Raw genomic sequence first — 21380 nt, 5'->3', positions numbered from 1 at the left:
TCAGCTGGCCCGGTGGCTGGAAATGAACTGCTGGAAGCGTGGCGAGCCGCTGTCACCAAACATCTCCTCCGGCGCACCTTCACAGTCAATCATCCCCTGGTGCATAAACACCACGCGGTTCGATACCGTTCGGGCAAAACCCATCTCATGTGTCACCACCAGCATGGTTCTTCCCTCTTCCGCCAGGCTGCGCATCACCTTGAGTACATCCCCCACCAGCTCCGGGTCCAGCGCGGAAGTCGGCTCATCAAACAGCATCACTTCCGGCTCCATCGCCAGTGCACGGGCAATCGCCACTCGCTGCTGCTGGCCGCCGGAAAGCTGCGAAGGAAAGAAATCTTTGCGGTTCAGTAATCCCACCCGGTTCAGGATCTGTTCAGCCTGCTCAATGCACTCTTTCCGGTTGCGCTTCAGCACGTAAAGCGGCCCCTCAATCACGTTCTGCAAGACGGTCATATGCGACCACAGGTTGAAGCTCTGGAATACCATTCCCAGCCGCGAGCGCAGCGTCTCCACCTGTTTGTGATTGGCTGCCAACTGGTGCCCCCGCGCATGGCGTTTCATCTCGATAGTTTCACCGGCAACGCTTACCATGCCTGAATCCGGTGTCTCCAGCAGGTTAATGCAGCGCAGAAAGGTACTCTTACCCGAACCACTGGCCCCCAGAATGGAGATCACGTCACCTTTACAGGCCTCCAGCGAAATGCCCTTTAGCACCTCCAGCGAGCCAAAAGACTTGCGAATGTCACTCATCGAGAGCGTTACAGGGGCGGAATCACTCATTTTTCTCTCCGGCAATCACAGGGGGAACAGGCAGGGACGGCGCGGTCTCAACCGGCCGCAGCTGCGGCGAAAGGCGGCGCTCAACCCAGGCATAAATCTGCACGATAATAAAATTCAGGATCAGGTAAATCAGCGCGGCGCAGACGAACACTTCCATCGTGCGGTAGGTACGCTGAATAATCTGCTGGGCGACCCCGGTCACATCCCACACCGTCACCAGGCTTGCCAGCGCGGTGGATTTCACCAGCAGGATCGCCTCGGTGGAATAGGCCGGTAAGGCGTAACGCAGCATTACTGGCACAATAATCCGGCGCAGCAGCAACCAGCGCGACATGCCACAAGCCATCCCCGCTTCTATTTGTCCGCCAGGGATGGCCAGCAGGCCACCACGAAAAATCTCCGCCGTATAGGATGCGGTACAAAGTGCCAGAGCCACCACCGCACAGAAGAACGGCTCACGCAGCACCGGCCAGACAAAACTGTGGCGGATCACTTCAAACTGCCCCAACCCGTAGTAGATCAGGAACAGCTGGATCATCAGCGGCGAGCCGCGAAACACCAGGATATAGAAGTGGGCAAAGCCGCTAAGGATCCGGTTACGGCTCATACGCAGGGCAAGGATCCCCATCGCCAGCACGCCGCCCAGCACAAAGGAAGCAAAGAACAATCCCAGCGTCACCGGCAGCGCGGCGGCAAGCCTGAGGAAGGTTTCGCTCAGAAACGGAAAATCAATCATCGGCTGCTCCTTTAGCTGTGCGCCGCAGTGCGGCTTTGATGCGCGCGTCCGAGGCGTTTTTCAGCCCGTTTAAACGCGGTATTAGAGAGCACCGTCAGCACCAGATAGCAGGTGCCGCCAATCAGGTAGAAGGTGAAATATTGCCGGGTTGAACCAGCCGCCACCTGACTGGCGCGCATCAGTTCAACAATGCCGGTGACCGAAATAAGCGCCGAGTCTTTCAGGCTCATCTGCCAGACATTTGCCAGACCAGGGAGCGCGTAGCGCACCACCTGCGGCAGAATAATGCGCTGCAGAATACGCCACTTCGGCATACCGATCGCCTGGGCGGCCTCGATCTCTCCGCTGTTCAGTGCCAGCCTGCCAGCGCGAAACACTTCAGCCTGATAGGAGCCGGAGATCAGCCCAATCGCCAGCGCGCCAATCAGGAAAGGCGGTACTTCGATAAAGCCGTCCGCACCGAACAACTGACCAATCTGGGTAATCAGACCTGAGCCGCCGAAATAAAACAGATAGATGATCAGCAGCTCCGGAATACCGCGGAAAATCACCGAGTAGCCATCACCCAGCCAGCGAACTGGTCTGCGTGGCGACAGCTTGGCTGCGGCCACGCCGCTTCCCACCACGGCCCCGACCGCCATCGCCGCCAGCGACAGCAGCAGCGTGGTCATTGCGGCGCTGAGGATCAGAAATCCCCAGCCATTTTCACCAAACCCAGGAATGGCCATTTTCACTGTTCCCCGCTTACGGTGTTACGTTAGTTTTAAACCATTTCTCGCTTAGTTTTTTCACCGTGCCATCGGCCAGCGCGGCTTTGATCGCTTCATCCAGCTTCGCTTTCAGATCGCCATCAGACTTGCGGATCCCCAGCGCTTCGCCCTCACCCCAGATCGGGCCGCCCAGTTGCGGACCGGACAGTTGCAGATCTTTGTTTTCCGGTTTACTGAGAATGGAATTGGCAAAAGTCACGTCATCAAATACTGCGTCAATACGCTCGGCCTGGAGATCAAGGATTGCATCGGCAGAAGCGTTGTATTCGCGCACTGTCGCCACGTCTTTAAAGTATTTGTCGATAAATGGCGTGTAGACCGTACCGGAAGCAATACCGATGGTTTTGCCTTTCAGCGCCGCCTTCAGGCTGGCAATTGCCGGCTCAATCTCTTTCGGGTCGTCATGCAGCCTGACGATGTTATCTGCTCCGGTCCCTTTCGGCAGGACATTCCCGTCCTTCGTGGTGATAAAGCTGGCAGGCGTGGCTGCATAAGGCACGGTGAAGTCGATCACCTGGCGGCGCTCCGGCGTGATCACAATGGCGTCCATGATCACATCGTATTTACCGGCCTGCATCCCGGCGATCATCCCGTCCCAGTTCTGCACCACCAGCTTGCAGCTGATTTTCATGCGTTCACAAAGGTTGGTCATCAGCTCCGGCTCAAACCCGCTGAGTTTGCCGCCCGGCAGCGTTATGTTCCACGGCTCGTAGCTCCCCTCGGTGGCGATGGTGATGGATTTCCACTCTTTCGCCTGGGAAGGCAGCGCGCAGAGCAGTGCGGAAGTCACAAGGGTGGTAGCCAGAACCCGGCGAAATAACAGATGTTTCATCTAACGCTCCTGGAGGGGTGAAGGCCGGTTGCCCGATGGCAGCAGACCGAATGAATGACGGACCGTCAGGGACGGCAAGAGCTGAGTAGTTATGTCATGTATATACAACTAAATATCTGACAATTCCCGCAGCGCAAGACAAAACTGTGACGCACTCTATGTTAATGGATTGTAGCGCCAGGTTGTTATGTCTTGTACATACAACCAGAGCAAATGTTGTGCCACTGTTTTCAGGGGAATGAATAAGCGGACAGAGAGGACGTTTTCAGCCCGTTTTCGTCAGCAAGCCGTCAGAGAATTTGCGTTAAGTTGCACCATGAAGAGGCGTTGCGCACTAAAACAGGTCAGAAAAAATGCACCAAAACTCCCGAAAATACCGTTATTGTATAAACAGATACAGCCCCCTGAATCACGGTACTCCCCTCTTAATCCCTGCAAAAGGTGACAGCAGTGTCAGACTATAAAACGCTTACGGAAACCATCGCTTCGCTCAGTCATGAACCTGCCCCGCTCTATCAACAGGTCAAACAGGGGATCGTGACTCTGATCCGCTCCGGACAGTGGCAGCCCCTTCAGCGAGTACCGTCCGAAAGCGAGCTGGTCAGCGAACTCGGCGTCAGCAGAATGACCATTAACCGCGCACTGCGGGAACTGACCAGCGAAGGATTTTTGTTGCGTCTGCAGGGCGTGGGCACCTTCGTGGCGGAGATGAAAGCCTTCACGCCGATGCTGGAAGTCCATAATATCGCGGACGAGATTGCCAGTCGTGGCCACCGTCATGCCAGCGAAGTGCTGTTCCTGCGTGCTGAGCGGGCCGGAGTAAACGATGCCAGAGCGCTGGGGCTGCCGCCGGGTGCGACGTTATTCCACTCGCGTATTATCCATTTTGATAATCAGGTGCCGGTACAGCTGGAAGATCGCCAGGTTAATCCGCTGATTGCGCCTGACTATCTGCAACAGGATTTCACCAAACTGACCCCGCACGCCTGGCTGACCAGAGTGGCCCCACTGACGGCGGGTGAGCATGTAGTGGAAGCGGTCAGCACCAGCGAAGAAGAGCGCCAGCTGCTGCAAATTAGCGCTGGCGAACCGTGCCTGCAGATCCAGCGCCGTACCTGGCATCAGCAGTCGGTTGTCACCTGCGCCCGCCTGCTCTACCCCGGCGCCCGCTACAAAATGTTTGGCCGCTTTCAGAGTTCATCCTGAGCCTGATTCCACAAAGCTCAGCCTTTTATTTGTTATCATGTCCCTCCTTTCCCCTCAATCATGGAGCGATAAATGAAAAGAATTGCCATCGATATGGATGAAGTCATCGCGGACTTCCACCCGAAAATGGTCGAGACCTTTAACCGCCACTTTGCACTGGATCTGGGCAACGACGATCTGAACCTGTTCAGCCTGCGTCACGAAAAGCCAGAAATGCTGCAGCAGATCATGACGCTGGTCAGCGATCCGGATTTCTTTGGCGATCTGGCAGTGATCGCCGACAGTCAGCGGGTTATTGAAGAACTGAGCAAGAAATATGAGGTGTTTATCACCACGGCGGCAATGGAAGTTCCGACCTCATTTAACGCGAAATTCAGCTGGCTGAAGGCCCACTTCCCGGCGATTAAACCCAGCAATATCGTGTTCTGCGGCAATAAAGGGATCATCAACGCTGACTACATGATTGACGACAATGCCATCAACTTTGCGCATTTTCGTGGGGAAGGCATTCTTTACAGCGCACCACATAACATGAATGTGACCGGTTATCGACGGGTGAAAAACTGGCTGGAAATTGAGATGTTACTGCTATAGACAGGCCGTTTCACTGAAAGGCAGCGCGGAGTCAAAGCGGTAAGAAATGAGGCCTGATGCCTGTTCAGCCAGGCCTCTTCACCTGAGGATTGCGATCAGCGCTGCAGAATGGTTTCGATAATTTTTTTCAACAGCGGCTGCAGGCTGGCCGCCCTGTCTCCCCGCCAGTTAAACGGCGGCGTTTCATCCATATAATTCACCTGTGCCAGCTCCAGCTGCACCGCATGCTGATCTTCCTGCGGTTTGCCATAGGCGCGGGTGATATAGCCACCCTTAAAGCGCCCGTTCATCACCCAGCTGAAGTCTGACTGCGCGGCACAGAGATCGGTCAGTTTTTCAGTGATTGAAGGAGTGCAACTCAGTCCGCCATTGGTACCCAGATTCAGGTCAGGAAGCTTGCCGTCAAACAGGCGTGGGATCACCGAAGCAATCGAATGAGCATCAAACAGCAGCGCGTAGCCAAACTGCTGTTTAATTCTCGCCAGCTCCTGCTGAATTTTATCGTGATACGGCGTCCAGATGGTCTCCAGGTAGCCCTGACGCTGAGCGTCTGTTGGCGTCATGCCTGGCTTAAAGGTCGGCGTGCCGTCAAACAGCGTTTCGGGATAGAGCCCAGTGGTCGCCGTGGTGTAGAGCGCTTCGTTATCCGGTGGACGGTTCAGGTCAATCACAAAGCGGGAATAGTTTGCCACCAGCACGCTGGCACCCATCTCACGGACAAAATCATACAGCTGTGGAATATGCCAGTCGGTATCCGGCAGGCCTTTCGCTTCCCCGCTCAGCCCCTTTTCCACTTCTGGCGTCAGTGCGGTTCCGGCATGCGGGGCGCTGAACAGCAGCGGCAGCGTCCCCTGGGTAAACTCAAACGGTTTCATCGAATTGCCTCTCCTCTGAATATTACCTGGCAGGGCAGCTGCCCGCCAAGCCAGTAGACCAGTTCCGCCGGTCGCTGTAGCGGCCAGTGAACAAAGTCAGCAAATTTGCCGGCTTCCAGCGATCCCTGGCTCTCACCCAGACCTAATGCCTGCGCGCCATGGATCGTGACGCCTGCCAGCGCTTCTTCCGGCGTCATGCCAAACAACGTACAGCCCATATTCAGCATCAGACGCAGGGAAAGCGCGGGAGAAGTGCCAGGATTAGCGTCGCTGGCCAGCGCCATCGGTACCTTGTATTTACGGAACAGTTCAACCGGTGGCACCTGTTTTTCACGCAGCAGATAAAACGCTCCCGGCAGTAATACCGCGACGGTGCCGCTTTCGGCCATCGCTGCCACATCACTTTCGGTAGCGTATTCAAGGTGGTCGGCAGAGAGCGCTTTGAATTTCGCCGCCAGCGCGCCGCCGCCCAGTGAAGAGAGCTGCTCCGCATGCAGTTTAACCGGCAGTCCCAGACGCTGAGCCGCTTCAAACACCCGCGAGACCTGGGCCGGTGAGAACGCCAGATGTTCACAGAAAGCATCCACCGCGTCGGCCAGCTTCTCTTTCGCCACCTGCGGCAACAGCTCTTCACAGATCAGTGTGATCCAGCCATCCGGATCGTCTTTATACTCCGGCGGCGTGGCGTGCGCGGCCAGGCAGGTAGAGAGCACCTGCGCCGGAACCTGCTTCGCCAGTTGGCGGATGGCCTGCAACATGCGCAACTCACTGGCCTTATCCAGACCATAACCGGACTTGATTTCAACGGTAGTAACACCTTCTGCCAGCAATCTTTCCAGCCGCCAGCCCGCACTTGCCACCAGTTGCTCCAGCGTGGCTTTGCGGGTAGCGCTGACGGTGGAAATGATGCCACCGCCCTGCGCCGCAATCTCGCTGTAGCTGACACCGTTCAGACGTTGTTCAAACTCATGGCTGCGGTCGCCGCCAAACACCAGGTGCGTATGGCAGTCGACCAGCCCGGGCGTGATGATACCGCCTTCGAATTTGGTGTGGATATCGGCCTTGATCTGCTTCGCTTCCTGCCAGGGCCCTATCCACACGATCTTGTCCTGATTCACTGCGATCGCGCCGTTTTTGATGATGCTATACTTTCCCTCCTGCATGGTGACAATGTCAGCCCCGTACCACAGGTGGTCACAGCGTAGTTCTCCGCTCATCTTTTCTCCCGGCTTTACTGTTGATTCATAAGTATGTATATGTATATACAACTACATTGCCCGGGAAGCAACCATGATGGCTCGCTATTTTGCGCCGCGCGTCCTGCTCGGGGACCGCTGGCAACACGATGTACTGATTGAAGTTGATGCCGCTGGAAATATCAGCAGCCTGACCCCTGATGCCATCGCCGGTGATGCGCAACGCCTGAATGGCGCGGTGCTGCCGGGGATGGCGAATCTTCACTCGCATGCCTTCCAGCGCGTGATGGCCGGGCTGACCGAAGTGGCGGGGGATCCGCAGGACAGCTTCTGGACGTGGCGCGATCTGATGTACCGCATGGTGCAGCGGCTCTCTCCGGAACAGGTCGGAACCATTGCCCGCCAGCTTTATGTGGAGATGCTGAAAGGTGGCTATACCCAGGTGGCGGAGTTCCACTACCTGCATCATGACACCGACGGCCAGCCTTATGCCGACGACGTAATGCTGGGCCATCTGGTTGCTGCGGCTGAACAAGCCGGTATTGGTCAGACTCTGTTACCGGTGCTGTACAGCTACGCCGGGTTTGGTGCTCAACCCCCGCAGGCAGGCCAGAAGCGATTTATTCAGGACACCAAAAGCTATCTGCAGCAACACCAGCGTCTGCAGGAACTGATTTCGGATAAGCCGCTGCATAATCGCGGATTATGCTTCCACTCGTTGCGTGCAGTCAGCGAAGAACAGATGCGCGAAGTGCTGGCCGCCAGCGCAAGCGATCTGCCGATACACATCCACGTTGCCGAGCAGCAGAAAGAGGTCAACGACAGCCTGACCTGGAGCGGTGAACGGCCGGTGAGCTGGTTGCTTAACCGCTTTGAGGTCGACGCCCGCTGGTGTCTGATCCATGCCACCCATCTTGATGACAGTGAAATATCCCGCCTCGCAACCAGCCAGGCCGTGGCCGGACTTTGCCCGACCACCGAAGCGAATCTGGGCGACGGCATCTTCCCGGCAACAGAGTATATCGCCTGGGGCGGGCGCTGGGGCATTGGCTCGGACAGTCATGTGTCGCTGGACGTGGTGGAGGAGCTGCGCTGGCTGGAATACGGACAGCGACTGCGCGATCGTCGCCGTAACCGCATTGTCAGCGGCGAACAGAACTCGGTGGGCGACCTGCTTTACCGCCAGGCGCTGGAAGGTGGCGCGCAGGCCTGCGGCGTGAAGATGGGCCGCCTGGCGGTGGGCTATCGTGCTGACTGGCTGGTGCTGGCAGATGATGCTTTGCTCGGCAGCACCGCCGACAACGCCCTGCTCAACCGCTGGCTGTTTGCCGGTCATCGCGGGCAAATTCAGGATGTGTTCGTGGCAGGTAAACAGGTTATCCGTCAGGGCAAACATGCGCAGCAGCAGGAGATCGATGCAGCGCTGCGTGAAGTAATTGAGGCACTGCAATGATCCAGTTTTACGACAGCCAGACATTGCCAGTCAGCCGCTGGCGTAACGGTGGCGGCGAAACCCGGGAAATCATCAGTTTTCCGCCTGGTGAGCAGACGTTCAGCTGGCGGATCAGCATCGCCACTATTGCCACCGACGGTGCCTTCTCCCTTTTTCCGGGTGTGGATCGGGTAATCACCCTGCTTTCAGGGAATGGCGTGCAGCTGAACGCTGCGGAAAGCTACAGCCAGCTTCTGCAGCCAAATCAGCCGTTCGCCTTCGCCGGTGAAGATCAGATTCACTGCAGACTGACTGGCGGCGCCAGCAGCGACTTCAACGTAATGACGCGCCGTGCCACCCATCAGGCAGATGTCCGCGTGACCAGCGAAGCATTTTCGCCCGCCCCCGCTGCTGCCGGGGTCGTTTACGTGCTGGCCGGAGAGTGGGTGACTGGCGATCTTGCGATCGGGCCAGGCCAGGGGGTGTGGTGGGAAAGCCAGGGGAAATCGCTTGATCCCACCAGCGCGGAGGCCCTGCTCCTCGTCGCTGAGATCGCTCCGCGGGCTGAGTAAACCTGTCTTGTGGCGGAGGCCCGTGCGGGATAAAGGAGCATCCCCAGGGCCGAATCCATTCGCCCCGCTGCTCAGCCGTGGCCTTTAAACTTGCCTAACAGCTTGTATCTTGAACCCGGATACAACAGGCGCGCGCAGGTGACGATCTTCGCCTCGCTCCAGGTCTGACGGCGGATCAGCAGGCACGGCTCGTCAGACTCAAGAGAGAGCAATTTGCACTGCTGGCGATCCGGCAGCACAGCTTCCACAATATGCTCGCCCGCCGTCAGCGGTGCCACGCGCATCAGATAGGTATACGGCGTCTGGCTGTGGTAATCCTGCTGCAGATAGTCAGGCGCAACCTGCGGATTGACAAGACGATCTTCCAGCTGCACCGGAAGTTCGTTTTCATAATGCACAATCACCGAGTGAAACGCCGGGCCGCCACTGGTTATTCCCAGCAGAGAAGCCTGCTCCGGATCGGCTTTAATCTCGCGCAGTTCAATCACTTTGCAGCTGTGACGATGCCCACGCTGGGCAATCTCTTCCGCGATGTTATGCACTTCCAGCATGGCGGTGTAGCCTTTCGACTCTGCCACAAAAGTCCCGACCCCCTGCATGCGGATCAGGTAGCCTTCGCTGGTCAGCTCCCGCAGCGCGCGGTTAATGGTCATGCGGCTTACGCCCAGCTCGTTGACCAGCTCGCTCTCTGAGGGGACACGTTGATTTGGCTTCCACACCCCTTCAGCTATCTGGCTGACAATCGCCTGCTTCACGCGCTGATAAATCGGCGCAGGCTGGTCGCTCATGGCGGCTGAAAGTTGTGAAATGGCAGTCTGCCCGGCCATAACTGTTTCCTTCCTTAAAATAATTGCGCCAGTTTACTGACTACCTTGCTAAATGTATATACATCTGCGGGGCACTCATTGCACAGGATCGGGGCAAACCGCCTCATAATGGCGCATTTTGCCTGAACGCCAGCCACCTCCTGTAAAGCACTTACCGCCAGAAAAATCAGCACAGCGGGCCTGTCGCGCTGCCTGGCACGATGGCAAAAGTTTTGTGATCGAACTGGCACAAGCATTGCTAATTGTATAGACAAGACTATACACATCTGCTTCACTGCAGAACGTGACCTGTTAAGTGCCCGTGACAATCTGCCCGGGCTACCCTGAAAAAGGGATCACAGCATACGAACTTGTCTATACAGGAGTATACCATGTCAGTCACCCCGCATTCCTGTCAGCTGACCCCCGGAAAGGTTGAGCTGGCAACGCTGAAACGCATTTATCACGGCGGCCTTCAGCTTTCGCTGGATCCGAGGGCCCGTGCCAGCGTGCTCAAGGCACGTGAAACGGTGGAGGCCATCGTCAGCGAAGGCAAGGTCACCTATGGCATCAACACCGGATTTGGCAAGCTGGCGCAGACGTCTATCCCCGCTCAGCGCCTGGCGGAATTGCAGCGCAACCTGGTGCTGTCGCACAGCGTGGGGATTGGCGACCTGCTGCCAGATAATGTGGTAAGGATGATCATGGCGACCAAGATCATCAGCCTGGCTCGCGGCCACTCTGGCGTACGTATTGAACTGATCGACGGTCTGCTCGCGTTGTTCAATGCGGGCGTCATGCCCTGTATTCCGGAGAAAGGATCGGTTGGCGCATCGGGCGACCTGGCTCCGCTCGCCCATCTCTCCCTGATGCTTCTTGGCGAAGGCAAAGTGCGCGTGGAAGGAGAACTGATCCCTGCGGTTGACGGGCTGAAGCTGGCCGGTCTGCAACCTTTTGTTCTCGGACCAAAAGAAGGTCTGGCGCTGCTGAATGGCACCCAGGTATCCACGGCGTTGGCACTGCGCGGCCTGTTTGAAGGTGAAAAAGTGTTTGCCGCCGGGCTGGTTGCCGGAGCGCTGTCACTGGAAGCGATCAAAGGTTCAATCAAACCGTTCGACAGCCGTATTCATCAAGCGCGCGGCCAGCACGGACAGATTGCCGTTGCGGCAGCCGTCACCGCTTTGCTTGACGGCAGCGACATTCTGCACTCCCATGCCAATTGCGGGCGCGTGCAGGATCCTTACTCCATCCGCTGCGTGCCGCAAGTGATGGGAGCCTGCCTGGATAATCTCACCCATGCCGCGCGCGTGTTACAAATTGAGGCAAACGCCGCGTCTGATAACCCGCTGGTGTTCAGCGAGACCGGCGATGTGATTTCCGGCGGTAACTTCCATGCCGAGCCGGTCGCCTTCGCGGCCGACATTATCGCGCTGGCCGTGGCCGAAATTGGTGCGATCTCAGAACGCCGGATGGCATTGCTGCTCGATACGGGCCTTTCCGGCCTGCCGCCGTTTCTGGTAAACGATGGCGGCGTGAACTCCGGCTTTATGATCGCCCAGGTCACCGCGGCCGCACTGGCGTCCGAGAACAAATCGCTGGCCCATCCTGGCAGCGTGGACAGCCTGCCCACCTCTGCCAATCAGGAAGATCACGTGTCGATGGCGACCTATGCGGCCCGTCGCCTTGGAGCGATGTGCTTTAACACCGCCGTAGTGGTCGGCATTGAAGCGATGGCCGCAGCCCAGGGCATTGAGTTTCACCGCCCGCTGCAAAGCTCGGACCTGATGGAGAGCGAGCTGGCAGCCCTGCGTCAGCGCGTGGCCTTCCTCGACAAAGATCGCCTGATGGCACCCGATATTGAACAGATGCGGTTATGGGCAAGCAACGACAGCTGGCCAGCGCCCGTCGCAGCTCTTCTCCCAAGCCATGCCCTAAGCTCCCCGAAAAGTTAAGGATTAAATGATGAGTGATTCCGTAAGCAAAGCAGTAGCACGTGAAATCCGCGCTCCCCACGGCAGCGAACTGAACTGTGCGAACTGGCTGATTGAGGCCGCTTACCGCATGATCCAGAACAACCTCGACCCGGATGTGGCAGAGCGCCCGGAAGATCTGGTTGTTTACGGCGGCATCGGTAAAGCCGCCCGTAACTGGGACTGTTTTGAGCAAATTCTGCGCTCGCTGAAAGCCCTGCAGCCGGAAGAGACGCTGCTGGTGCAGTCAGGCAAACCTGTCGGGGTATTTCGCACTCATGCCGATGCCCCGCGCGTGCTGATTGCCAACTCCAACCTGGTCCCACACTGGGCCAACTGGGATCATTTCCATGAGCTCGATAAAGCCGGGCTGATGATGTACGGGCAGATGACTGCCGGTTCCTGGATCTATATCGGTGCGCAGGGCATCGTGCAGGGCACATTTGAGACCTTCGCCGAAGCGGGTCGCCAGCACTATAACAGCGACCTGAGTGGCAAATGGATCCTGACTGCCGGTCTGGGGGGCATGGGCGGTGCCCAGACTCTGGCTGGCGTGCTGGCTGGCGCTTCGGTACTGGCCGTGGAGTGCCAGGAGTCACGTATCGACTTCCGTCTGCGTACCCGTTACGTCGATTATAAAGCCACCAGCCTGGATGAAGCGCTGGCGATGATCGACAAAGCGAATAAAGAAAAACGCGCTATCTCCGTGGGCCTGTTGGGAAATGCGGCTGAGGTTCTGCCCGAGCTGGTGAAACGCGCCAAAGCGGGCGGCATGAAACCGGATATCGTTACCGATCAGACTTCGGCCCATGATCCGATCAATGGCTATCTGCCTGCGGGCTGGAGCGTTGCCCAATGGGAAACCTCTCGCAAGAGCGATCCGAAAGCGGTAGAAAAAGCGGCCCGTGCCTCAATGGCCGTTCACGTGCAGGCGATGCTGGACTTCTGCCATATGGGCGTGCCGACCGTCGATTACGGTAACAATATTCGTCAGGTGGCGCTGGATGAAGGGGTGAAAAATGCCTTTGATTTCCCGGGATTCGTTCCTGCCTATATCCGCCCGCTGTTCTGTGAAGGCAAAGGCCCGTTCCGCTGGGTCGCCCTGTCCGGCGATCCGGAGGATATCTACAAGACCGATGCCAAACTGAAAGAGCTGTTCCCGGATCACCACAACCTGCACCGCTGGCTGGATATGGCGCAGGAACGCATCGCCTTCCAGGGCCTGCCAGCCCGCATCTGCTGGCTGGGGCTGGGTGAGCGCCATATTGCCGGCCTGGCTTTCAACGAAATGGTCCGCAACGGGGAACTGAAAGCGCCGGTGGTGATTGGTCGTGACCATCTGGACTGCGGCTCGGTGGCCTCGCCAAACCGTGAAACTGAAGCAATGAAAGATGGTTCCGATGCCGTGTCCGACTGGCCACTGCTCAATGCCCTGCTCAATACCGCTGGCGGCGCGACCTGGGTCAGCCTGCATCACGGCGGGGGCGTAGGCATGGGCTTCTCGCAGCACGCTGGTGTGGTGATTGTCTGCGATGGCTCTGCCGAAGCGGATAAACGCCTGGGCCGTGTGCTGTGGAATGACCCGGCAACCGGCGTAATGCGCCATGCCGATGCCGGTTATGAACTGGCGCAGCAGTGCGCCGCGAAGCACGAACTGAACCTGCCAATGGTGAAGTAATCTCTCTGGCCGGGCACCCCGCCCGGCCTGTCTGTTTTCGCATCATATGGTGCGCCGTCAGCGCTCCTGCCAGCCTTTTTATGCTACCTTAATTCAGCCAGATGTCAGGATCACCCGCCTGGAGAGGAGAGGAAGAGATGGTCATTCCCGTTTCGCTGATTGAAGAAGCCACACAGTGGCGCAGGCAGTTTCACGCGCAGCCGGAGCTGGGCTATCAGGAACATCAGACCTCGCGCAGGGTCGCGGAACAACTACGGGTATTTGGGCTTCAGGTGCATACCGGCCTTGCCGGGACCGGCGTGGTGGGCACGCTGGAAAATGGCCCTGGCCCGACTATCGGCTTCCGTGCCGATATGGATGCTTTACCGATCACTGAACTGGGCAATAGCGAGTGGCGCTCCACCCAACCAGGCGTGATGCACGCCTGCGGCCACGACGGCCACACGGCAATGCTGCTGGCTGCGGCTAAGCATCTCAGTACCACCCGCCACTTCAGCGGCACCCTGCACTTTGTCTTTCAGCCCGCAGAAGAGAATCTTGGTGGCGCCCGGAAGATGGTGGCCGATGGTCTGTTTGAACTGTTTCCGATGGATGCCATTTACGGCATGCACAACTGGCCGGGGCTGCCGGTCGGGCATATCGCCATCAACAGCGGCGCAATGATGGCCTCGCTGGATGCCTTCGAAATTACCCTGCGTGGCAAAAGTTGCCACGCGGCGATGCCGGAAAACGGCGCAGACCCGATTGTGGCAGCCGCTCAGCTGATCCTCGCCCTGCAAACCATCCCGTCCCGTCGCCTTTCACCGCTGGCTTCAGCAGTGGTCAGCATCACGCAAATCAACGGCGGCGAAGCGATTAACGTTATCCCCGAAAATGTAGTGCTGCGCGGCACGCTGCGTTGCCTGCAAAGCGATGTGCGGGTTAAAGTGCGCAAGATGATTGATGAATTTGTGACCACCTTTACTTCGCCGATGGGCATTGAGGGCAGCATTGAGTATCTGACTGACTATCCGGTCACCTGCAATAACGCTGCCGAAGCTGAAAAAGTGCGGGATTGTGCGCTGGCCCTGCTGCCAGAGGAGCAGGTGCACTGGGAGATCAATCCGTCGATGGCCTCAGAAGATTTTGCCTGCATGCTGGAAGCCTGTCCGGGTGCCTACTTCTGGACAGGCGCCGATGGCGTAACGCCATCAAGGCCGCTACACAATGCTCATTATGATTTTAACGATGATCTGATCGCCCCTGGCGTGGCGCTGTGGACTGCGCTGGCGGAACGGCTTTTACCGGTCACCGGGCCAGAATATCGATGAAGTGGCCGGAGCCTGGGCCGATACCTGGGTGTTCAGTGACGGACACTGGCATTTTGATCAGGCCAATCCATCGCTGCGCAGTCTGCACTGTGTGGAAGGTGGGCCATTTTATGCCACCGGAGAATCACTTAACGTTCTTACTGCTCCACAGGAAAGAGATCAATAACCCGCTTTTTCCAGTTGTTCCAGACCACTTTCAATATCCTTCGCCCGTCCGGTTGCCACGTAGCAGCAGGCAATTTGCTGGCGCAGCGACTGGGGTACCGCCACTTCACGGTTCAGGCAGCGTTCAATCCAGTCAGCTGTGGTCTGGGCCTCTTTATTTTCCGGTAACTCTTCACGCCTGATACCGCTCTCCTCCTGCCGTGGCAACAGCACTTCAGGCTCCTCACCGGCAATCAGGCTGATGGCCGGGCAACGCTGCGGATTAGCATAAACTTCCCCTTCCGTACCGTTGAGCAGCAGCGCACGGCCGCCGACAGTATGGAAGAATTGAGCGACCCGTGGAATATATTCCGGATGCGACACGCTGGATAAACGCAGCGCTGCATCTTCCCCAAACGGAGTGAGCAGTTTGGCAAGCGTGTGGGCACTGTTGCGAACGCCCATCCGCCAGCGCAGCGAAAGCTGCCGATCCAGCGCCGGGCAGAGTACAGCCACGGAGATAAAGACCAGTTTGCCCTGCTCCAGCCTGGCTTGCGCCTCTTCCGCCGTGGTGACGGGCTGAATGCCCAACGCCGTGAAGACTTCTTCACTGGTTATCCGGGTGGGATCGTCACTGACGCCGTGGACCACTACCGGGAAACCCAGCGCGGAAAGCAACAACGCCAGTAACGGCGTCAGGTTGCTCTGCTTGCGGGCTCCGTTGTAGCTGGGGATCACCACCGGCATCGGCAGGCTTGCTGGCGGCGTGAGTTTCAGCACGCGCTCCTGCATCGCCTGATAGAAGCCGAGCATCTCCTCTTCACCTTCGCCTTTGATGCGCAGGGCAATCAGGATGCTGCCCATCTCCAGCTCAGGCACTTCTCCGCCCAGCATGCTTCGATACAGCTCGCAGGCGGTGGCGAAATCGATATCACGGGCATGATTTTTACCACGCCCGACTTCTTTGATTATTTTGCTGTAGTCCATGCTTCTGCTCTGTTCAGTTGTTCGCGACAACGGTCGGTCAAATAGCCACTCCCGCCCACGGTACCAGCGACTGCGGATACTTGTTATCAGCGGCGGCGGCGGCCAGGAGTCCGCTTGCTGCTGCTCACCGGAGTAGCTTTCGGCAATTCACCTTCCGGCATTGCCGGTTGCTCAATCGGGAATACCGGCAAGGCGCCCAGCAACCGTGCACCGTAGCTCTTGCTCAGTAAACGGCGATCGTAAATCACGATCTCGCCAAAGCATTCGTGGCTGCGGATCAGCCTGCCCACCTGCTGGATCAGGTTGAAGGAGGCACTCGGCAGGCTCTGCACTTCAAACGGGTAACGCTTCAGGCTCTTAAGCCACTCACCTTCGGTCAAAATAACCGGACTGTCCACCGGGGGGAAAGCAATTTTATGAATATGCACTTGAGACAGCAAATCGCCCTTGAGATCCAGCCCTTCGGCGAAGGACTGCAGGCCAACCAGCACGCTGGTCTCCCCCTGTTCAACCCGCTTGCGATGGAGAGCAACCAGCGCCGGACGGGGTTTGTCTCCCTGTACCAACATCATCAGCCGCAGTTCAGGCAGATAAGAGATAAACTGCTGCATCGCCCGGCCGCTGGCGAACAACACCAGAATCCCCCGGTGCTTTCCGGCTTTGATCTGCTGGCGGAAGAAGTGCGCCATCTCTGCCAGGTGCTCCACTTCGTTCGCCAGCATCGGCTCATAGCGCATCTGAGGGATAATCAGTTTGCCCTGGTCAATATGGTTAAACGGCGAGTCCAGCGCCACAAAGCGGTCACCGACCTTTTCACTCAGCCCGGACATCTCCTGCAGGCGCTGGAAACTGCTCAGCGAGCGCAAAGTGGCAGAGGTCAGGACCACATGGGGAATTTTGCGCCACAGTAGCTTCTCCAGCTGATCGCTGACGCGGATACCGGCACAATGGAAGGTCAGGTGTGCCGTGCCTTCACGAATGTCCCTCGTGGCCCATTTTGAGACCGGCGCACCGGAAGCATGCTCCATCGCTGCCAGCCGCCACAGTTTGCTACTGGCTTCAAACCAGCCCAGAGCACGGTTCATCTGCAACAGCGTGCGATGCAGGCGCACCACGTCGAACTGTCCGGACTTCTCGCTCAGATCGTTCAATAACGCTTCCGCCAGCCCACGCAGGCCGTCGCTCAGCTTGAACAACCGGGCGCACAGAGTCAGCACCTCTTCCGGCAACAATCCCATTTCAAAGCGATACTCACCTTCCTGATTGCCCGGCGGCAGAAGCTGCGCAAGGATCTGCGACAGCTGCTGCAACTGTTCGCGCACCTCTTCACAATGCGCCTTCAGACGTTCAGGATTGCTCAGCCCCGGCGGTCTTTTTGGCCGGAACTGCGCCATGCACTGCTCCACCAGCTTACAGAACAGGTCCAGTTGAATACTGCTCCAGCCCGGCGTGATATCGCCACTCATCTCCAGCGCATCACGCGCCACGTCCGGCAGATGATGCCCCTCGTCCAGCACCAGCAGCAGATTTTTCGGCGGTGGCAGCACCGATTCCGTTTCCAGCGCCGCCATCACCAGTGCATGGTTAGCCACCACCACATCGGCATGTTCAATTTCACGCCGCGCCACATAGAACGGGCATTCGCGGAACCAGTGGCAGTTGCTGCTCAGGCAGTTGGCCTTATCAGTACTCAGGCGCTGCCAGAGTGAATCGTCAATCGACTCTTCGCAGTGGTCGCGCAGACCGTCCCACTGGTGCCGATCAAGATTCTTTTGCAGTTGGGTACAGAGGGCGCGCTCATCCTTACTTGCGGTCATCGCATCATCAAGAAACAGCAGCAAATCTCCCTGCTTTTCCTCATCCGTTGCCAGCGCCGAGAGGTTGCGCGGGCAGACATAGCGCCCACGGCCAAAGGCTGCGGTAAACTGCAGGTCGGGAATAATTTTCTTCAGCAGCGGCAGATCTTTGCTGTAGATCTGATCCTGCAGCGCCACGTTAGCGGTGCTGACCACCAACGGCTTCTCTTCCGCGCGGCTCACCGCGATGCCAGGGATCAGATAGGATAGTGTTTTCCCCACCCCGGTCGGAGCCTCAATCGCCAGATGACGCCCATCGTCTCCCGACAGGGTCTTTGCCACTTCGGCAATCATCTGCCGCTGCGGAGCGCGGGGAATAAAATCCGGGATCTGTTGCTGGAGGGCTTTGTACCAACCGGCAATTTGCGCTTTCAACGCAGCATTTAGCGCCATGACAACCACTTTTGATTAAAACAGGCTGTATTTTTACACAGTATTTCCTCAGAGTCAGCCCTCTCTGTTTATTCCTCAGGGACAGCTCGCAATTTGACCAAATCGCGAAAGGTGCGGATCAGCGTTTCCCGACTGCGGCCCCGGCGGAATATCAACGAGAAGGGTGCCTGATAGCTGAACTGCTGCGGAGATAGCATCCGTAAACGCCCCTTCTCCACCCAGGGCTGTGCGCAATGCTCTGGCAAATAGCCTATGTAGCGCCCTGACAAAATCAGGATCAGCTGCGCTTCGATGCTCTCCACCGATGCCGAGCTGGCTTTGAACCCTCGCCGGGCCAGCTCCGACTGATTCCAGTAGCTGCGGGTAACAAAGCCATAATTTTGCAAATCTCCCGCTTCGTCATCAGCGCCGTCGAACAGCTGATGACGGTCGCTACAGTAAAGCCAGTGCTGCTCGTGGTGCAGCGGCACGGTCACCAGATTATTGACGTTGACCGGAAAATGGCCGATAGCCAGGTCAAGCCGGTTATCCAGCACCTGCTGCTGCAGTTCGTTTGGGTCACGGACGGAAAGATTCAGATAGACCGCCGGAAAGCGCTCGCTGAACTGGCTGATGCTTTCCGCGAGTCCAAGCTGGCTGTCGGTGGAAGTGGAGTCCACCACCCCCAGCGAGAAAGTACCGCCCTGTTCCGTCTTCAGGCTGTCTACCTGGCGATCAAAATCTGACAATGTACCCAGCAGCTGCAGGCTGTACTGTAAAAATTGCTCGCCTTTCGGCGTCAGTGCGAAACCACCGCGTCCACGCTGGCAGAGCACAAACCCCAGTCGCTCTTCCAGCTCGCTCATATAGCCGCTGATGGCAGGCGTGGTCATATTCAGCTCCTGTTGGGCGCGTGAATACCCCTGACAACGGGCCACCGTGGCGAAAATAGTCAGCAGTTTCAGGTTGGGCAGGCGGTTGGCACTCACGGAACGTCCTTCAGCAGAATAAAAAGATAGTTAAGTAATCTCTGAACTGATTATTTGTTGTCAATGATTTTTTCTCAGTCTGATCCGACAGATGATGGTGATCCGTCACATTCCTCAATGGAGAAAGTCCTGATGAGTTCTGAGTACGAACGCGATTTCCCCCAGCCGCAGAGCGGTAACGATATGCCCCGTTTTGCCGGTCGGGGCACGATGATGCGCCTGCCAGCGGCGGAACAACCGGATGACCTGGATGCGGCTTTTATCGGTATTCCGCTGGATATCGGCACTTCTCAGCGTTCAGGAACCCGCTACGGGCCAAGGGCCATTCGTGCTGATTCAGTGATGATCCGCCCGTATAACATGGCGACGGGTGCCGCTCCGTTCGATTCATTGCGCGTGGCCGATCTCGGCGATGTGCCAATCAACACCTATAATTTGCACAAGTCAGTGCAGATTATTGAAGACTATTACACCCATCTGAATGCCTTTCCCCTGGTGCCCCTGACGCTGGGCGGCGACCACACGCTGACGCTGCCGATACTCAGGGCGCTGGTGAAAAAGCATGGCCCGGTGGGCTTGATCCACGTGGATGCGCACACCGATACCAACGATGAGATGTTTGGTGAAAAAATTGCCCACGGCACCACTTTCCGCCGCGCGGTCGAAGAAGGCCTGTTGGATCTGCGACGTGTGGTGCAGATTGGTCAGCGCGCGCAGGGCTACGATGCGGGTGATTTCAAATGGGGAGTCGATCAGGGCTTCCATCTGGTCCCGGCTGAAAAGTGCTGGTATCAGTCGATGACGCCGCTGATGACCGAAGTGCGTGAGCGGATGGGCAGCGGACCGGTCTATCTTTCTTATGATATCGACAGTTTTGATCCCGCATGGGCTCCCGGAACCGGCACGCCGGAAGTGGGTGGTCTGACCTCGATTCAGGGGCTGGAAATCGTCCGTGGCTGCCGGGGCCTGAATCTGATCGGTGCCGACCTGGTCGAAGTCTCGCCGCCATACGATATCAGCGGCACCACTTCCCAGCTGGCGGCAAATATTCTGTATGAAATGCTCTGTGTGTTACCCGGAGTGAACCACAACTAACGGCGCACTGCGCCAGGCTACTGAGAGTAGGGTCAGCATGTCTGAACAAAATCTGGTTTTTCCCGCCCGCGTGTTGCGTGGTGCCGGAGTGATACATCAGCTCGGGGAGATCTGTCGCGAACTGGGACAGCGGGCGCTGCTGATTGGCGGCCATCAGGCGCTGAAAGCGGTTGAACCCCATGTCAGCTCGCAGCTGGCAGATGCCGGGGTTGAGCTGCTGGGCACTGAATGGTTTGGCGGTGAGACTTCGCTGCAGCAGATTGCCCGCCTGGGCGAGCTGGCGAACTCCCTGAAAGCAGAGGTGATTATCGCTGCCGGAGGGGGAAAATCACTGGATACCTGCAAAGCGGTGGGCGCAGAACATAACATTCCGGTGATCACCATTCCGACTATCGCCGCCACCTGTTCCGCCGTCACACCGCTGAGCATTCGCTATGACGACAACGGTAACTTCTTCGATATTTTCCCGCTTCCTCAGGCCCCGGCTGCGGTGATTATCGACAGCGAACTGCTGGCAAAGGCTCCTCTGCGCTGGCTGGCTGCCGGTCTGGGCGACACTCTGGCAAAATGGTATGAGTTCCGGGCCGTCAGTCAGCGTCACCCGGCGCTGGACGCCAATGCCCGTTCGTCACTGGCGCACAGCCTGATCTGCTATGAGGTGATTGCCGCTCACGGGCCTGCGGCTTGTGAAGCCGTGCGCAATAACCTGCCGGATCATCACCTGGACCAGTCGCTGGATGTGATCTTTACCTTCGCCGGGCTGACCTCGCTGATGAGCAACGGTGCCCATGCTGCGGCCGCTCATGCTATCTACGAAGGCTTTACCTTCTGCGATAAAACCCGCGAGTTTGGTCACGGCCTGCTGGTGGGTTATGGCAACCTGTGCCTGCTGGCTCTGGAACAGCGCAGTGATGAAGAGCTGCAGCGTGAAATGCGCCTGGCCCGCCAGTGCGGCGTGCCGTTAAGCCTGACGGAAATTGCCGATTTGACGGAAGCGGAACTGGAGGTGATCGTGCGGGAATCCGTTCGCGCACCGGATATGGAAAACATGGCAGAGCCGGTAACGGTTGAAGCGCTGTTCCAGGCTATCGCCCGTGTTGAAGGCCTTGCGGCTGAAGTGGGTTAAATGGCGGAAATAGTCTGATGGTTTAAGATCGTCACAGCTGAATGCCGTCAT

19 protein-coding genes are annotated in these 21380 nt (G+C 57.7%); 9 read left to right on the top strand and 10 right to left on the bottom strand.

All coding sequences use genetic code 11. The annotated features are described in order from the left end of the window. The 4 genes from AC3Y5R_RS06365 to AC3Y5R_RS06350 are packed head-to-tail and all read right to left on the bottom strand — an operon-like array spanning position 1 to position 3121. The gene (locus tag AC3Y5R_RS06365) at positions 1 to 783 is read right to left on the bottom strand and encodes an ABC transporter ATP-binding protein (RefSeq protein ID WP_489920633.1); all 783 of its coding nucleotides are present in this window, start codon (positions 781 to 783) and stop codon (positions 1 to 3) included. After that, positions 776 to 1519, bottom strand: coding sequence for an ABC transporter permease (locus AC3Y5R_RS06360; RefSeq protein WP_489920632.1), 744 nt, complete (start codon positions 1517 to 1519; stop codon positions 776 to 778). Before AC3Y5R_RS06360 ends, AC3Y5R_RS06365 begins: the two co-directional genes overlap by 8 nt. A gap of 11 nt (positions 1520 to 1530) precedes the next feature. After that, on the bottom strand, positions 1531 to 2247 hold the full coding sequence (locus tag AC3Y5R_RS06355; protein ID WP_158783205.1) for an ABC transporter permease: 717 nt from the start codon (positions 2245 to 2247) through the stop codon (positions 1531 to 1533). Between the two features lie 16 nt (positions 2248 to 2263). Beyond that, positions 2264 to 3121, bottom strand: coding sequence for a transporter substrate-binding domain-containing protein (locus AC3Y5R_RS06350; RefSeq protein WP_489920631.1), 858 nt, complete (start codon positions 3119 to 3121; stop codon positions 2264 to 2266). A gap of 450 nt (positions 3122 to 3571) precedes the next feature. On the opposite strand from AC3Y5R_RS06350, the gene hutC (AC3Y5R_RS06345) reads away from it, so the two are divergent. Together hutC (AC3Y5R_RS06345) and AC3Y5R_RS06340 are read left to right on the top strand one after the other, a co-directional pair. After that, entirely contained in the window at positions 3572 to 4327 is a 756-nt protein-coding gene (hutC, locus tag AC3Y5R_RS06345) for a histidine utilization transcriptional repressor HutC (RefSeq protein ID WP_489920630.1), read from the top strand. Positions 4328 to 4399: 72 nt separating this feature from the next. Further along, positions 4400 to 4921 carry a 5' nucleotidase, NT5C type gene (locus AC3Y5R_RS06340; protein WP_489920629.1) on the top strand — a complete coding sequence of 174 codons (522 nt, stop codon included), beginning with the start codon at positions 4400 to 4402 and terminating at the stop codon, positions 4919 to 4921. 95 nt (positions 4922 to 5016) lie between these two features. Here the strand turns inward: AC3Y5R_RS06340 and hutG are convergent, their stop codons facing one another. Continuing rightward, positions 5017 to 5796, bottom strand: a complete 780-nt coding sequence (gene hutG / locus AC3Y5R_RS06335; RefSeq protein ID WP_489920628.1) for an N-formylglutamate deformylase — start codon at positions 5794 to 5796, stop codon at positions 5017 to 5019. Beyond that, on the bottom strand, positions 5793 to 7013 hold the full coding sequence (gene hutI, locus AC3Y5R_RS06330) for an imidazolonepropionase (RefSeq protein WP_489920627.1): 1221 nt from the start codon (positions 7011 to 7013) through the stop codon (positions 5793 to 5795). Before hutI ends, hutG begins: the two co-directional genes overlap by 4 nt. A 76-nt stretch (positions 7014 to 7089) precedes the next feature. On the opposite strand from hutI, the gene AC3Y5R_RS06325 reads away from it, so the two are divergent. Together AC3Y5R_RS06325 and AC3Y5R_RS06320 are read left to right on the top strand one after the other, a co-directional pair. Continuing rightward, entirely contained in the window at positions 7090 to 8445 is a 1356-nt protein-coding gene (locus AC3Y5R_RS06325) for a formimidoylglutamate deiminase (protein WP_489920782.1), read from the top strand. Continuing rightward, entirely contained in the window at positions 8442 to 8996 is a 555-nt protein-coding gene (locus AC3Y5R_RS06320) for a HutD/Ves family protein (RefSeq protein WP_489920626.1), read from the top strand. The genes AC3Y5R_RS06325 and AC3Y5R_RS06320 overlap by 4 nt, the downstream gene beginning before the upstream one ends. A 71-nt stretch (positions 8997 to 9067) precedes the next feature. Here AC3Y5R_RS06320 and hutC (AC3Y5R_RS06315) read toward each other — a convergent pair whose 3' ends face one another. Further along, positions 9068 to 9823 (bottom strand): histidine utilization transcriptional repressor HutC, encoded by a 756-nt coding sequence (hutC, locus tag AC3Y5R_RS06315; RefSeq protein WP_489920625.1) that lies wholly within the window; start codon positions 9821 to 9823, stop codon positions 9068 to 9070. Between the two features lie 371 nt (positions 9824 to 10194). Between hutC (AC3Y5R_RS06315) and hutH the strand changes: the two genes are divergently transcribed. The 3 genes from hutH (at position 10195) to AC3Y5R_RS06300 (ending at position 14760) form a co-directional block, all read left to right on the top strand. Then, positions 10195 to 11754 carry a histidine ammonia-lyase gene (gene hutH / locus AC3Y5R_RS06310; protein WP_489920624.1) on the top strand — a complete coding sequence of 520 codons (1560 nt, stop codon included), beginning with the start codon at positions 10195 to 10197 and terminating at the stop codon, positions 11752 to 11754. Between the two features lie 10 nt (positions 11755 to 11764). Next, positions 11765 to 13450, top strand: coding sequence for a urocanate hydratase (hutU, locus tag AC3Y5R_RS06305; RefSeq protein ID WP_489920623.1), 1686 nt, complete (start codon positions 11765 to 11767; stop codon positions 13448 to 13450). A 137-nt stretch (positions 13451 to 13587) separates the two neighbouring features. Then, positions 13588 to 14760, top strand: coding sequence for a M20 aminoacylase family protein (locus AC3Y5R_RS06300; protein ID WP_158783215.1), 1173 nt, complete (start codon positions 13588 to 13590; stop codon positions 14758 to 14760). A gap of 159 nt (positions 14761 to 14919) precedes the next feature. Here AC3Y5R_RS06300 and ybiB read toward each other — a convergent pair whose 3' ends face one another. From ybiB to AC3Y5R_RS06285, 3 genes are all read right to left on the bottom strand, one after another. Then, positions 14920 to 15891, bottom strand: a complete 972-nt coding sequence (ybiB, locus tag AC3Y5R_RS06295) for a DNA-binding protein YbiB (RefSeq protein WP_489920622.1) — start codon at positions 15889 to 15891, stop codon at positions 14920 to 14922. Positions 15892 to 15977: 86 nt separating this feature from the next. Next, positions 15978 to 18140, bottom strand: coding sequence for an ATP-dependent DNA helicase DinG (gene dinG, locus AC3Y5R_RS06290; RefSeq protein ID WP_489920621.1), 2163 nt, complete (start codon positions 18138 to 18140; stop codon positions 15978 to 15980). Between the two features lie 68 nt (positions 18141 to 18208). After that, positions 18209 to 19108, bottom strand: coding sequence for a LysR family transcriptional regulator (locus tag AC3Y5R_RS06285; RefSeq protein ID WP_489920620.1), 900 nt, complete (start codon positions 19106 to 19108; stop codon positions 18209 to 18211). Positions 19109 to 19240: 132 nt separating this feature from the next. On the opposite strand from AC3Y5R_RS06285, the gene speB reads away from it, so the two are divergent. Both speB and AC3Y5R_RS06275 read left to right on the top strand, forming a co-directional pair. Continuing rightward, complete coding sequence (speB, locus tag AC3Y5R_RS06280; RefSeq protein ID WP_489920619.1) at positions 19241 to 20203, top strand: agmatinase; 963 nt, start codon at positions 19241 to 19243, stop codon at positions 20201 to 20203. 37 nt (positions 20204 to 20240) lie between these two features. Beyond that, a complete protein-coding gene (locus tag AC3Y5R_RS06275) occupies positions 20241 to 21329 on the top strand; it encodes an iron-containing alcohol dehydrogenase family protein (RefSeq protein WP_158783220.1) in 1089 nt (362 codons plus the stop codon). Positions 21330 to 21380 lie beyond the last annotated feature (51 nt).

It is taken from the genome of Erwinia sp. 009765445 (genome assembly GCF_058137865.1).
The sequence above is the reverse complement of the archived record's forward strand: the minus strand, read 5'-3'. Positions and strand labels throughout refer to the sequence as shown.